This window comes from Desulfitobacterium elongatum, assembly GCF_055378975.1.
On sequence record NZ_AP038772.1, the window covers coordinates 3,732,581 to 3,745,998 of the forward strand.

General features: G+C 39.6%; 13 protein-coding genes. 4 read left to right on the forward strand and 9 right to left on the reverse strand.

The window, feature by feature from the left end; all coding sequences use genetic code 11:
• Window positions 1-39: 39 nt before the first annotated feature.
• Entirely contained in the window at window positions 40-756 is a 717-nt protein-coding gene (locus ACZ42W_RS17685; protein ID WP_464166583.1) for a cytochrome c biogenesis CcdA family protein, read from the reverse strand.
• Window positions 757-977: 221 nt separating this feature from the next.
• On the opposite strand from ACZ42W_RS17685, the gene ACZ42W_RS17690 reads away from it, so the two are divergent.
• The 4 genes from ACZ42W_RS17690 to ACZ42W_RS17705 all read left to right on the forward strand — a co-directional run bounded on the left by ACZ42W_RS17690 (window position 978) and on the right by ACZ42W_RS17705 (window position 4,525).
• Window positions 978-1,745: a tRNA threonylcarbamoyladenosine dehydratase gene (locus tag ACZ42W_RS17690; protein ID WP_464166584.1), complete on the forward strand. Its 768-nt coding sequence runs from the start codon at window positions 978-980 to the stop codon at window positions 1,743-1,745.
• Window positions 1,746-1,978: 233 nt separating this feature from the next.
• The gene (locus ACZ42W_RS17695) at window positions 1,979-2,671 is read left to right on the forward strand and encodes a response regulator (protein ID WP_464166585.1); all 693 of its coding nucleotides are present in this window, start codon (window positions 1,979-1,981) and stop codon (window positions 2,669-2,671) included.
• 1 nt (window position 2,672) lies between these two features.
• Window positions 2,673-4,052, forward strand: a complete 1,380-nt coding sequence (locus tag ACZ42W_RS17700) for a sensor histidine kinase (RefSeq protein ID WP_464166586.1) — start codon at window positions 2,673-2,675, stop codon at window positions 4,050-4,052.
• Window positions 4,053-4,243: 191 nt separating this feature from the next.
• Window positions 4,244-4,525, forward strand: coding sequence for a TFIIB-type zinc ribbon-containing protein (locus ACZ42W_RS17705; RefSeq protein WP_464166587.1), 282 nt, complete (start codon window positions 4,244-4,246; stop codon window positions 4,523-4,525).
• A gap of 140 nt (window positions 4,526-4,665) precedes the next feature.
• Here ACZ42W_RS17705 and ACZ42W_RS17710 read toward each other — a convergent pair whose 3' ends face one another.
• The 8 genes from ACZ42W_RS17710 to ACZ42W_RS17745 all read right to left on the reverse strand — a co-directional run bounded on the left by ACZ42W_RS17710 (window position 4,666) and on the right by ACZ42W_RS17745 (window position 13,381).
• Window positions 4,666-5,139, reverse strand: a complete 474-nt coding sequence (locus tag ACZ42W_RS17710) for a NapC/NirT family cytochrome c (RefSeq protein ID WP_464166588.1) — start codon at window positions 5,137-5,139, stop codon at window positions 4,666-4,668.
• 2 nt (window positions 5,140-5,141) lie between these two features.
• Entirely contained in the window at window positions 5,142-6,284 is a 1,143-nt protein-coding gene (locus tag ACZ42W_RS17715) for a multiheme c-type cytochrome (protein ID WP_464166589.1), read from the reverse strand.
• 179 nt (window positions 6,285-6,463) lie between these two features.
• Window positions 6,464-7,099 (reverse strand): response regulator, encoded by a 636-nt coding sequence (locus tag ACZ42W_RS17720; protein ID WP_464166590.1) that lies wholly within the window; start codon window positions 7,097-7,099, stop codon window positions 6,464-6,466.
• Entirely contained in the window at window positions 7,089-8,513 is a 1,425-nt protein-coding gene (locus ACZ42W_RS17725) for a sensor histidine kinase (protein WP_464166591.1), read from the reverse strand. Before ACZ42W_RS17725 ends, ACZ42W_RS17720 begins: the two co-directional genes overlap by 11 nt.
• 201 nt (window positions 8,514-8,714) lie before the next feature.
• Window positions 8,715-9,218, reverse strand: a complete 504-nt coding sequence (locus tag ACZ42W_RS17730) for a DUF6803 family protein (protein ID WP_464166592.1) — start codon at window positions 9,216-9,218, stop codon at window positions 8,715-8,717.
• Window positions 9,219-9,765: 547 nt separating this feature from the next.
• Window positions 9,766-10,350 (reverse strand): class I SAM-dependent methyltransferase, encoded by a 585-nt coding sequence (locus ACZ42W_RS17735; RefSeq protein WP_464166593.1) that lies wholly within the window; start codon window positions 10,348-10,350, stop codon window positions 9,766-9,768.
• Between the two features lie 214 nt (window positions 10,351-10,564).
• Window positions 10,565-10,780 (reverse strand): heavy-metal-associated domain-containing protein, encoded by a 216-nt coding sequence (locus tag ACZ42W_RS17740; protein ID WP_464166594.1) that lies wholly within the window; start codon window positions 10,778-10,780, stop codon window positions 10,565-10,567.
• 141 nt (window positions 10,781-10,921) lie between these two features.
• Entirely contained in the window at window positions 10,922-13,381 is a 2,460-nt protein-coding gene (locus ACZ42W_RS17745; protein WP_464166595.1) for a heavy metal translocating P-type ATPase, read from the reverse strand.
• Window positions 13,382-13,418: the final 37 nt, after the last annotated feature.

A 13,418-nucleotide genomic window follows, 5' to 3' on the forward strand; every position in this document is an offset into this window, starting at 1 on the left:
AAACAGGGAATTCAATAATTTAGGCAGAGAAACTGTTCACTAGTGATCATGCCCTGTTACTACACTATGGTCAAATAAGTTGGGCTGGGCAACTAGGAAATACCCTGCCAGGATAATTAAGGCGACTCCAAGAATTGGACGCAAACGTTGCGACAAAGCATTTACTCTAAACAATTTTCGGACCGCGGGTAGGAAGGCCAAAGCTAATAATAAACTATGGCCTAATCCAAATGCGCCTAAGGCCAAAGCAGAAAATGCAATTTTACCGCTCGCCATAGCCGCTCCACTCACCATTAGTATAACCGGCGTAGTACAAGGCGAGGGGGCTAACGCAAAGAAACTTCCCAGTATCCAAGGACTAAGACCCTCATGGCTATATATATTTTGAAATGATAATCTCTTATTTGTTACATAGAATCCTGAAATGTTAATTGGAAATTTGATCCCCAGTAAAATTGCTCCAGCAATAAGATATAAGACACCTAAAAAAATGGTCCAGAACAAACCAGGGAATCTAAATAGTGTGCCCACAACTGCCGCAAGAGCGCCCAGCAACATAAGAGTTAGCGTAAACCCAACTATAAATTGGACTGATCTGCCATAGCCTGTTTGACGTGTCCCTCCAAGGACTAGCGGAATCATTGCCCCCATGCATGGATTGAACGAAAGAATAATCCCTGCAGTAAACATGGATATCATGACCCACCATGAACCATTCTGCAAACTCAAATGCAGAGAGTGAACTAAAGGATCCATTGTCAACCACCCCTTCTTGACCTTACTAAGGCATATCTATGTCCTAAGTGGGGTGTAAAAGAACTAAGAGAGACGAGAAATGTATGGAGAACAATATTTGAAAACAAATTAAATAATAGTAACCAAATACAAATTATGGGTTTCATTTGAATGTAGCAATTATGGTATACTGATAGAATCTGGCTCTTTTCATAGCCCATTGAATTAGGAGGATATTAACGATGCAACATAAATTTTCTAGAACGGAAATTCTTATAGGTAAAACAGCCTTGGAAAAGCTCAGCGAAAGTACCGTCATTATTTTCGGAATCGGTGGAGTTGGGTCATATACTGCCGAAGCACTTGCGCGTGCTGGAGTCGGTCATTTAATATTAGTCGACTATGATGAGATCTGCCTGACTAATATTAACCGTCAGCTCCATGCCCTCTATTCGACAATTGGACAAGCTAAAGTGGAGGTCATGAGAAAGCGAATCTTAGATATTAATCCCAAAGCGAACGTCGAAGCGGTAAAAGAATTCTTCTCAGCAGAGAATGCCGAGAGTTTCCTTGGCCAGAATCCTGATTATGTCGTTGACGCAATCGATACCGTTTCCGGCAAAGTGTGCTTAGCCAAAGAATGTTTGGGGCGTGGAATTCCGCTCATCTCAAGCATGGGTGCTGGCAATCGTCTTTCCGCAGAGAACTACAGAATCACAGATATCTCTAAGACGAGCGGAGATCCTCTTGCCAAAGCTGTGCGCAAATTGCTACGTAAAGAAGGAATTACAAAAGGTATAAAGGTCGTTTATTCTCCTGATCTTCCGCTTACCCCGTTACCAACTGAAGCCGATTGCCGTAATAACTGCATCTGCCCAGGTGGAGATGCACATTGTGCGCTTAAACGGCAAATACCTGGCAGTATTTCTTTTGTACCTCCGGTTGTCGGACTTCTTATGGCAGGGCAAGTTGTAAATGATTTAATTGCTAACTGTGAACGAAATGCTTAAGCTTCTATAAGCTGTATTTGAATCATGAATATTTAATAATCAAAGAGGACCTAAGGCCGCTTATAAGGCTTGGGTCCTCTCATTTTGTCCATACGTATGATCTCTACATGAATAACTTATGAATTTCTTATGAAATTAAGGTACATTCTAGTAATATCTCTTTTAAACTTATACATCCTCAACTAGAATGAACTATATAGCCATGTAACTTAAGCTGAGAGGAGAACACTCCGATGCGAATTTTATTGGTCGATGACGAAAAGAATATTAGCAATGTTTTAAAGGCTTATCTTCAACAAGAAGGTTTTCATGTTACGACCGCAATCAATGGGCTTGTAGCCTTAGCCTTGTTCAAAGAAAATCCCTATGATTTAGTGTTACTTGATCTCATGTTACCCGGCCTTTCAGGAGAAGAAATCTGCCAGGAGATTCGAAAAATCTCTGCAACCCCTATCATCATGCTAACCGCAAAAGTCGAAGAGGAGGATCGAATCCAAGGCTTAACTTTAGGAGCAGATGATTATATTAGTAAACCATTTAGCCCTCGGGAAGTCGTTGCAAGAGTAAAAGCTGTTTTACGTCGTACTACTGCCGAGACCTCCCTCCTAGCCGATGTTATTACCTATGATAACGGCCTTACCATTGATAACTCTCACCACGAAATCCGTTTAGGTGAAGAAGTCATTTCACTAACTCCCACAGAGTTTAAAATCCTTGGTGCTATTGCAAAATATCCAGGACGAGTTTACTCCAGAAGCCAACTCGTCGAAATTGTTCAAGGACATGATTTTGGTGGAGATGAACGCGTCATTGATGCCCATATTAAGAAACTCAGACAAAAGATTGAGAAAGTGCCTAGTGATCCGAAAATAGTTTTAACGGTTTATGGCGTTGGTTATAAATTTAATCCGAATCTGGAGGAGTAAGATGCGCCGAAGACTTTTCCTCTCGTCCCTAGTCATTATTCTTATAACACTACTACTCAGCATGCTCTCAGTAAACTTAGTCTTCCAACGGCAGTTCAGCGACTACGTAACACACACAACAGAGGCTGCGATTGATCAATTACCCGACCGTCTGAGTAGTAGTTACCTCAGTAATGACTGTTGGGATCCTCAGGCACTCAATAATATCGCTCATACTCTTCCTCTGGGCACAGAAATAGTGCTCAAAGAACCCTCTGGAAAAACCATTCTTACCCTTGTAAACCCAATGGAATCCATGATGCATAACGGCTCTGGGATGGGGATGGGGATGGATTACTCCGTTCAAGAATGGAAGACGAAGACTCTCAACGTTATTGGCCCTCAGGGTATTTTGGCGATTGCAGTTGTCCATTATCCTGCAAGTGCTCGTATTTTAAATCCTTCAGATGCGTCCTTCGTATCTGCCATTTATCGTTCCTTACTTCTTGCCGGAAGCCTAGCTCTTATTATTGGTATTTTGTTAAGTTATTGGACAAGTCGCCGTTTAGTTTCTCCTTTACAACGCTTAACCAAGGCAGTTCATCGAGTGGGTGAGGGGCATCTTGATGAGCAGGTTCCCATATCAACAAAAGATGAAGTGGGGCAGCTTGCAACAGCTTTCAATGATATGGCTGATAATCTTAAAAAACAGGAATACCTCCGCAAACAATTCACAGCAGATATTGCTCACGAATTACGCACCCCGTTAACTTCCATCAGAAGTTATATCGAAGCCTTCCAGGATGGAGTACTTCCAGCGGACGCCGAAAATCTTACAATCATCAATGAAGAAATCGAACGTTTGGTTGCCTTGTCGAGTGATCTCAAAGATCTCAACGTCGCAGAAATTGGAGCCTTAAAACCCAACTTTGCACAGATTAATGTCGAAGAGCTTTTGGATAAAGTTATCTATAAGCTCTATCCTCTGATCCAGGAAAGAGAAATTAATCTGGAATGGGAAAAACCAAAGCAGTCTATAGTAATCCAAGGAGATGAGCACCTTTTGACGCGGCTCTTCTACAATGTCCTTCACAACGCCTATAAATATACCCAAAGCAAGGGGCAAATTAGTATCCGAATTGAGAATAATACTCTTGACGTCCGTGTTCGAGTTCGCGACTCGGGAATGGGAATTCCGGAAGAAGACCTCCCCTTTATTTTTGAGCGTTTTTACCGCGCAGACAAATCCCGTGCTCGTCAAACGGGTGGAACGGGAATCGGTTTAGCCTTAGTTCAGCAGATTACACAGCTTCATAAAGGAACAATTGAGGTAGAAAGTAACGTAGGTCAAGGAAGCGAGTTTACGGTGATTCTTCCCAAGAAAATCGATGGATTGGTCTAAGTCCCCGTCAAGTGAGCACTAATCAAACGATTCTGTTCAACTCAAAACGGGCCACGTCACGCTGTGACGGCTCCTATAAAATCACTTATGAACAATAGCTATTTGAGGTAACCTTTCAAAATAGTCTGTTTACACTCAATCATAAACAGGGTAAACTAGCGTAAACGAATCTTTGAAAAGGAGATGATAGAATGAAATGCCCTTTATGCAATGTTGACCTCACAATGTCTGAGCGACAAGGTATTGAAATCGATTACTGTCCAACGTGTCGAGGAGTTTGGCTTGATCGTGGAGAGCTTGACAAAATTATCGAGAGAAGTAACTCTTCACAATACAACAAGTACTCGGATAGCCCATCTCCTAACTACCATGGACATCAGTACGGGAAAGAGCATGATAGTCAAAATTCCCACGGATACGACCATTATAAAAAGAAAAGGCACAAATCCTTTCTCGAAGAGTTATTCGATTAATTGAATCGTTAAAAGGAGCTGTCTCGAAATAAAATGGAACCTATAGAATGGACTACAAAAGAAGTCTATTGCTATAGGTTCCATTTTTGTATAATTTAGTGTAATTACTTGAGGAGCGAGATGGAGCAAAAAACATGTGCTTAATTAAATCCATGAACGAACTTTTGGTCATGACAACTGTTACAGTTCATTCCTTTTCTTAGATAGCTATTGTGCCTGTTTCTAACGTAATTAGTCTTTAAGTCAGAATCTAAGTTGTGACAACTGATACATTTATTAGCGTCAAATTTTGCAGTATAATTCTCATAATTATTTGGAGCATTTTTGTCCTTGATCGTACTAATCATATGCCCCACCCCAACTGTCTTATCTTTTACTACACCTTGGCTATGACAGTCTACACAATTCAACTTACCATGTTCAAGGTTTGCAAAGGACGGAGCAAATTTAGGGGCATCATGACAATTAAGGCAAAATTCATTACTACTTGTTGCTTTAACTGCCTTAGTTCCGCCTGCCATAAAAACCATTCCCATTATGAAGGCAAATAGGAGGAGCCATAAGCCTTTGTTCTTTAGCAAATTCATATTTACTTTATTTTTTAGAAATTTCATCCTTACTCACCTGCTTTTAGTGGAATTCTAAAGGTGTGAGTAGTGATATCATTTGGCACTCCACTCTTAGCGCGTTTTGGCATGTATTTCTCGATTTCAAACTTATCTGCAGGAGGAATATTTTTGAAGTCCTCAAAATGGCAGCTTGCACACAAGTTTCTAATCTCTGCGTTTGTTTTCGTCACTCTAAGATTTGGACTTTCCTTTGAATGTGAGTCATGACAAGTTTGACAACTTAAAAGACCGGATTTATAGTGCTCACTTTGAACGTAATCGTTATATTGTTGATGGTGCGCTTTAGAATCGCCGTCTTCATAGAAATTCTTTTCGCCTGCTACAAATTTTGGCGCAATTGGCTTAAAGAAATCGTTCAAAGTATTTCCAGGTAAAAATCCGTAGGCATCTTCTCGTGTTTTTATCTTTGCATTCTCCCCACGGTTATGACATTGTGCGCAAACTTCCGTTTGACGAGCGATTGGTAATTTCGCTGGATTCACGATATCTTCAACTTTCTCGCTCTTTGCATGTTTTTCGCCCGGTCCATGGCAAGCTTCACAGCTTACACCCAGTTCTTTATATTGCCGAGTTTTGGAATCATATCCTGTGGAATGGCAGCTTATACACGCATCTTTATAGTCGATTTTATTCCAATCGTCTGGGTGATACGCTTGCCAAGATTGGCTTCCAACAATCCACTCGTAGGGAAGGATTCTCAATGCTTCTCCATCTTGTACGACATAGCGTTGTTTATTTTTGCTTCCAATGGTTAGAACAAAATCATCCTTTGTATATTTCTCCTTTACCGTTGGAACATCTAGTGGATTGTTTACTTTTGTAAAGTCTCCAATAACGATACTAGTATCTTTCTTTGGATCTTGAAGCATTTTTCCATGTAATGATTCAGACCAATTCGCATATTCACCACCATGGCAATCTCCGCAAACACCTGAACCTACATATCCAACTTCAGGGGAATACTCTGTTTTCAAAGGAACAATACTGTTTGTTTTTGCCTCCTTTAAAGTTGCCAGTGTATTCCCTGTGTTTAAAGTAGCCAGTGTTTTCTCTGAGGATGCACAGCCTGATGAAATAGCGATGATGAGGGCAAGTAGTGTGAACAAGCCCAATAAGGAAAACTTTCTCATTTAAATGTCCTCCCTTCATTAAGTAATTAATTCGCGAATCCTCATTTATTATCGCTTTATAGTGAGCTTCAAGGTAAGTGACAAATGTCCCAATAGAGAAAAAAGATTCACATATTTTTCACAAATAAAAACAAGACATCATCTTCGATGTCTTGCACCATTCTCTATAGTCTTATGGTTCAATTCTTAATAATTATTCCTTTCTTAACGGCATAGACAGCAGCCTGGGTACGATGTGAAAAGTTCAGCTTTGCAAGGATTTTACTGACATAATTACGGACTGTTTTTTCGCTTATAGATAACGTAAGGGCTATTTCTTTGTTGGTATGGCCTTTAGCGATTTCCCGAAGCACCTCAATCTCCCGCTCACTCAGCTGTTCATCTTGAATTATTTCTTTAGAAAGTCGCTTAACTACCTCATCCTTCAAAACTGAATCAATTAATGAGTATCCAGCATGTACTTTCTCGATGGCATCGATAAGAAAGGAACTTCCAGCTTGCTTAAGAATAAATCCCTTAGCACCGGCTAAGATTGATGCTGTAGCTGCGTCCTCATCTGCATAGGAGGTTAACATCAAAACCTTAATTGTTGGAAAATCTTTGAGAACCTCACGGCAAGCCTCAATTCCATTCATATCCGGAAGACGAATATCCATAATAATTACATCCGGAGGTTCTTTATTGACGAGTTGGAAACATTGTAAAGCATCTTTGGCCTCTCCAACGATCTGATAATTCGAGCGACTTTTCAAAATCGTAGTGAGCCCTAAACGGACAACTTCATGATCATCAACAATCAACACTTTAATCGCCATGAATTACCCCTCCCTTCTGTGAGTTTGCTAAACTTAAACGAAAGATATTCCCCAATTCCTTTTTGTTATCCCACGACCACACCGCTCTAAGATTTCTCGCACGTGCGGTAATGCTTCGAAGACCTAGTCCAGAACCTTGGTAGGAAAGAATGCTTTCCGTATCGATGGGCAGGCTATTATCTTCAATGCAGAGAACAAGCCTCGTCTCTTCTTCTAAACAATACACCTTAATTTCCGTTGCATTGGAGTGTTTGACAATATTAGCGAGCACTTCTTGGGTGATACAAAGAATATGATATCTATAATCCTGACTGAGCCACTCTAAGCGAGCTAGTGATGAACTATCAGTCGATAAAGTTAACCCTGTTCTCGCCTGCGAAAAGAGCTCCACCCTAGAAGCAACGAGCTCAGGAAAAGGCTTTGAAACTAATACTGGAGTTCTTAAACTGGTAATAAAAAGACGAAGCTCTTGGATCGAATCATTTAAGTAGGTGAGAGCGTAATTGATTTGTTGTTTTGGGGCTTCATCATGAATATTTGTGTAACTATTTTCTAAGAGGAGCGTGATTCCATAGAGTGTTTGAATTGTTCCATCATGAAGGTCGCCGCTAATCCTCTCCCTTTCCTGCATCAGAGTATTTTCTTTCTCAGCTTGAGCTAAACGCATCGAATACTCCAAATTAAATAAACGAAGGGACTGAATCGTAAAATAAGAAATCCCTGTCGCGATAATCGCACGATAGATTGGGACAGGAATTCCCGTCGTCTTTTCGATAAAAGAATGGGTAAGATATTTTGATATATAAAAGTCTGGTTCTCGGACAATCAACCCAGCAAAGACTGCATACAATGCAAAGGTTATAGATACTCCAATTAAGTACTTTCGCAACTCCTTATATTCAGGTTCCTGAAGATTACGAGCTTGAAGTAAAAAAGAGTAGGCTGCAAGTAAGGCGCTCGGAAAACAAATAAAATATCGATTTAAAACATTAATAAGAGAAAACACGTTTTGAATTTCATTGTTGCGGGTAACAAAAAATAATCCTAAAAACCAAGACATAGCAATAAGGGGATGAAGGAATCGAATCACATGCCTCTTCTCAGAATACGATTTAAATACGCGAGTTGAGAAGATCATTAAGAAAATAAACGAAATCATTGTTAGAATTACTTCAATAGCCCTTAATTCATCTCTGAATGCTAAAGACTCTAAGCTATAAAGAATTACGGAAAACATATGTGTCCACTCTGCTAGCGCATGTGTAATACCAAATAAGCCCAACCACTGCAAATGCTTCGCTAGCTTAAATGCACTGAATTGCTTGCATTGTACGGAAACACTTATCCCCATAGTAAAGAAAACGAGTCCATACGCAAAGTAAATAAATACTTTTTGGATCTCCCCGGTGAGCACTTCCAGGTGAAACACCACTTTCATGTGATTATTTTAGCAAAATATATCATTTAAATTCATAATGTACAAGATAAAAAATTCACATCATCTAAAAGGAGCCCCGTCACATTTAGTGTGAAAGGGCTCCTTCTAATACGAGTAGCGTTAATACTATTTCTGGTTCATATTAATGTTGGTTTGCCTCTACTTTACATAACTCCATTACATCTTCATACCAGGCATCGTTTGACCCGGATTCGAGATAAATAGATGTGGATCAAGCATCCCAAAGATCATAGCAACATGTGCTACGACGAGAAAAATACCCACAAAGGTGGCATGGAGTGCCAACTCTTGCTCTAATGTCCGATTTTCACCTAATACCCCAAGCTCGAGTAAGGCAATCCCACCTAAGGGGATAATTCCAAGCAGATAAAAACCGACTGCAACAACGTCCGCGAACCCTCTCCATTCTCCCCCCGTTGTTATAGGAATAACAGCTGTGGTAAAGAGGTATAAGAAGATACCCAGAAAATAGATCCCAGCGAAAATACCAGTAACCTTATTGATTATTCGAGCAGTTCCTTTGAAATTCCGAGTGAATAAAATAATGAGTTCAGTAATGGCCAAAGTTTCTGCACAGATTACCGGAACCGCCATAAAAATCAGCAGATTCCATGGTTGATTAGAAGCTAATAGCTCCATGTAGTGAGTCATAGCACCCATTAATAATACCTCCAATCAAATTCATAAAAATGATTTGCAAATAGTGCAATGCAAAATACATGCCATTCGTTACTTAATATAATTTTACCTTATTTTAGGCTTCTTTACAGATGTACTCTATTATAAAGCATAAAAGTGTAGGATTTGGCACATCTCTGTGTTGGATATCCTACATAAAAGGACGACATATACTTCTGCGTCTTAGAGTTTATATTCATCAAATATTTATCACTATTTCATTGCTTATTAATATTTATCTGTTAAACCTAATAGTATACAATGATTGTGAAAGTGGATAAGCAGTTGTCAGAATTTTTTAGGCAGTATGGGTTTGTCCTTTTTATGGCGGCTTGTGTTTTCACCTACCTATTTCTATTCCGCAGGAATGCAGCCCAAGGAGCAACCCCTCAAAAAAAGAATGTAGATATTGACCCTGACGATTATTTCTGCTGAACCATTTTATGTGGCCAAAATTCAAGGTGGTCTATAGCAAGTTTTATTTTTGCTACAGTCCACCTTTATGTTTTTCAAAACCTACAAATATTAGCTAGCTAGTCTTAAAAATACGCGACTTTCTGAAAACAAGTCCGTAATGATATATTTCCACCTCAACTTGTTTCTCCAGCATAAAGTTTTGACTTGTTGCCCAGTTCACAATTTGCTCTGGTCTTGGTCGAATATCAATAGAAGGTCCTCTTGGGGTTGTCTCATCATAATTCCAGTGAATTACATACAGATAGCCGTTCTTTCTCAATACCCTATGTGTCTCGCAAAGTAGCTTTGTTGGTTGTTCACAGTGCAAGAGGTTAAACAAAAATATACTATGTGCGGTTTCGTTGTCAAACCCATATCCGTCGGAAAATATGTCCCTTTTCCTAATCTCGATATTATCTCGACCAACCCTTTTGACCTTTTCATTACATAAATTAACCATATCTTGGTCAATGTCTATTCCGATGACCTTGCCTTTAATATAGTCAGCCGTGGGGAGTAAAAACGTCCCATATCCACATCCAACATCAATAAGTAAATCACAGTTCTTTTCTACTCCGAGGTTTAACAATACATTTTCGGGATCAAAGAATGTATCCCACATCTCTTCGTTTGGCATTCCAGACTCTCTGAATCTCACTACATTCACCTCACTTAACAGATAAGATAACAGCAAGCTGCTCTATTGTAGTTCCCAGATATATCTGCTAAACAATTAACTTAACAAAAAAGCAAGTACATTCATTGAATATCGCTTGCTTTTTTGTTTTCTACAATCCTATATGCATTTGCGACTCGGGTAAGAACGCCTACTATTGTGTTTAAAACGAGAGTCTCTAACTAGATTCAAGGCATTATGCCTTTTCAATCCCTACAACTTCATATCCTGCCTCATCTACCGCAGATTTAATATCTTCATCATTCACATCATTGTCTGCATCTAAAATAGCATATTTTGCTTCTAAATTTACCTCTACTTGGGTTACTCCATTAAGTTCACCTAAAGCCTCCTTAACATGCCTAGCGCAATTCCCACAGCTCATTCCTTCAATTTGTACTTTTTTTTTCATTTGGTTCTGCTCCCTTCAAAATATAATTTTTTATATAATCTGCTTTAATCCGTTGGCTAATCGCCAGGATCTTAGTTAGAGCTTAAGCTCCAACTAAAGGAAGTTTCCTTTTTGCAGATTGTTTTAACCTTCTTAAGCCGACTATCTTATAGGCCTAAATTGTTTCAAGCGCAAAGCATTCAACAAGACAGATACAGAGCTAAAACTCATAGCGGCTGCTGCGATGATTGGACTTAATAATGGTCCGTCAAAGATGTACAGGATCCCCATAGCAACGGGTATTCCTAATGTGTTGTACCCAAAAGCCCAGAATAGATTTTGCTTGATATTTCTTATGGTATTTTTACTTAACTGTATTGCAGTCGGAACATCCATTAAGTCACTTCTCATAAGAACTATATCTGCGGATTCCATCGCAACGTCTGTCCCAGAACCTATAGCAATTCCAATGTCAGCTTGTGCTAAAGCTGGTGCATCATTGATACCATCACCAACCATGGCGACCTTTTTCCCTTCAGCTTGCAGCTTTTTAACTTCATTTGCTTTATCCTGCGGCAAAACTTCAGAGAGGATTCTATCGATTCCTACTTGTTTCGCTATAGCCTCAGCCGTTCTCCTATTATCACCCGTAATCATGGCTACTTCGATACCCATTTCATGTAGCTTTTCTATCGCTTTTTTACTATTTTCTTTCACAGTGTCTGCAACTGCAATGATTCCAGCCATCTTGTTATCAATGGCAATATACATTGGAGTCTTACCTTCCCCCGCTAACTTATCGGAAGTTCCTTCTAAATCTTCTAAGGATATCTTACTTTCAACCATTAGTTTTCTATTTCCAAGTAAAAGATGCTTGCCCTCTATTTTCACTTCAATTCCATGACCTGGAATAGCTTTAAATGACTCAAGCGTCTTAAACTCCAATCCTTTTTCTTCTGCACCTTTTACAATAGCCTCACCCAGTGGATGCTCCGATCCTTTTTCGGCGGATGCAGCTAATTGTAATAAATCACTTTGTTCAATCCCTGTTATAACAATAACATCCGTTACCACGGGTTTACCTTCTGTAATAGTACCTGTTTTATCGAATACGATGGTTCTAACCTTATGTGTTGCTTCTAAGGCAACCCCGCTTTTTATTAGAACGCCATATTCAGCACCCTTACCAGTTCCAACCATAATCGCTGTTGGAGTTGCAAGACCCAAAGCACAAGGGCAGGCAATAACGAGCACTGAAATAAATATCGTCAATGCAAATACGGTTGACTGTCCACCGACGAAATACCAAGCTAAGGCTGAAATGATGGCAATTCCAATAACCACTGGTACAAAGTAACCTGAAATAACATCGGCGAGCTTTGCAATCGGAGCCTTTGATCCTTGTGCATCTTCAACGAGTTTGATGATTTGGGCAAGTGTCGTATCCTTCCCTACTCGAGTCGCTTTATATTTAATCGTTCCGTTTTTATTGATACTTGCTCCAATGATTTTGTCCCCTGCATTCTTCTCTACGGGTATACTTTCACCGGTTAGCATAGATTCGTCGACAGAAGTAGTTCCCTCTACAACTTCACCGTCTACAGGCATCTTTTCACCAGGCTTAACGACAATAATGTCTCCCACTTCTACTTCTTCAATGCTAATTTCTACTTCTTTGCCATCTCTAATAATGATAGCTGTCTTAGGTGCAAGCCCCATAAGTTTCTTGATAGCCTCTGAAGTTTTACCCTTTGTAACGGCTTCCAGATATTTACCCAGTGTAATCAAAGTAATAATTACACCGGCTGCTTCAAAATACAACTCATTGGCATACTCTGAATTTCCGCCGTAAATCTGCACTATAGCATAGATTCCATACAGGAATGCAGCCGAAGTACCCATGGCTATTAGGGAATCCATATTAGGACTTCTTCTGAATAATGCCTTGAAACCTACTGTAAAAAATCTATTTCCTGCTAGGATTACGGGTATAGTCAACAATAATTGAACGATTGCAAAGGTTAGAGGATTCATCATGGGATCTATTAGCTCAGGAAGTTTCAAGCCGATAGTTTCACCAAACATGTGCCCCATGGCCATATAAAGGAGTGGCACTGTAAAAATCGCAGATAGAATAAACTTTTTCCATAGAAGTTTCATTTCTGCATCTTTTCGTTCTCTATCCATATCGACTTCAGTATCTTCTTCTATTGCTTTATAGCCAGCTTTTTCTACTGCCTTCTTAATATCTGATACTTTAACTTTAGAAGATTCAAAGCTAACACTTAACTTTTCTGTTGCGAAATTAACATTTGCTTCAGTAACACCGTCAAGTTTTTCAGTAACCTTTTCGACTGTTTTCGCACACGCTGCACAGGTCATCCCTTCGATTCTCATTGTTTTACTGACAACATCAGAAAGGGCCTTATAACCTGCCCTTTCAACAGCTGCCTGAATGTCTCCTACAGAAACCTTAGCCTCGTCAAAGTTAATGTTTAGCTTTTCAGTAGCAAAGTTAACACTGGATTCTGTTACACCTTCGAGCTTTTTTGTGACCCTTTCTACGGTCTTGGCACAAGCAGCACAAGTCATTCCTTCTATTTTAAGTGATTTAGTTGCCATATTAATTCCTCCTAGTTTAAAAGACGCTTTTAGTATT

What these genes read in the sequence shown, in the direction of transcription:
- ACZ42W_RS17685 (WP_464166583.1), bottom strand. Translation starts at nt 756, where the DNA reads ATGGATCCTTTAGTTCACTCTCTGCATTTGAGTTTGCAGAATGGTTCA.
- ACZ42W_RS17690 (WP_464166584.1), top strand. Translation starts at nt 978, where the DNA reads ATGCAACATAAATTTTCTAGAACGGAAATTCTTATAGGTAAAACAGCC.
- ACZ42W_RS17695 (WP_464166585.1), top strand. Translation starts at nt 1,979, where the DNA reads ATGCGAATTTTATTGGTCGATGACGAAAAGAATATTAGCAATGTTTTA.
- ACZ42W_RS17700 (WP_464166586.1), top strand. Translation starts at nt 2,673, where the DNA reads ATGCGCCGAAGACTTTTCCTCTCGTCCCTAGTCATTATTCTTATAACA.
- ACZ42W_RS17705 (WP_464166587.1), top strand. Translation starts at nt 4,244, where the DNA reads ATGAAATGCCCTTTATGCAATGTTGACCTCACAATGTCTGAGCGACAA.
- ACZ42W_RS17710 (WP_464166588.1), bottom strand. Translation starts at nt 5,139, where the DNA reads ATGAAATTTCTAAAAAATAAAGTAAATATGAATTTGCTAAAGAACAAA.
- ACZ42W_RS17715 (WP_464166589.1), bottom strand. Translation starts at nt 6,284, where the DNA reads ATGAGAAAGTTTTCCTTATTGGGCTTGTTCACACTACTTGCCCTCATC.
- ACZ42W_RS17720 (WP_464166590.1), bottom strand. Translation starts at nt 7,099, where the DNA reads ATGGCGATTAAAGTGTTGATTGTTGATGATCATGAAGTTGTCCGTTTA.
- ACZ42W_RS17730 (WP_464166592.1), bottom strand. Translation starts at nt 9,218, where the DNA reads ATGGGTGCTATGACTCACTACATGGAGCTATTAGCTTCTAATCAACCA.
- ACZ42W_RS17740 (WP_464166594.1), bottom strand. Translation starts at nt 10,780, where the DNA reads ATGAAAAAAAAAGTACAAATTGAAGGAATGAGCTGTGGGAATTGCGCT.
- ACZ42W_RS17745 (WP_464166595.1), bottom strand. Translation starts at nt 13,381, where the DNA reads ATGGCAACTAAATCACTTAAAATAGAAGGAATGACTTGTGCTGCTTGT.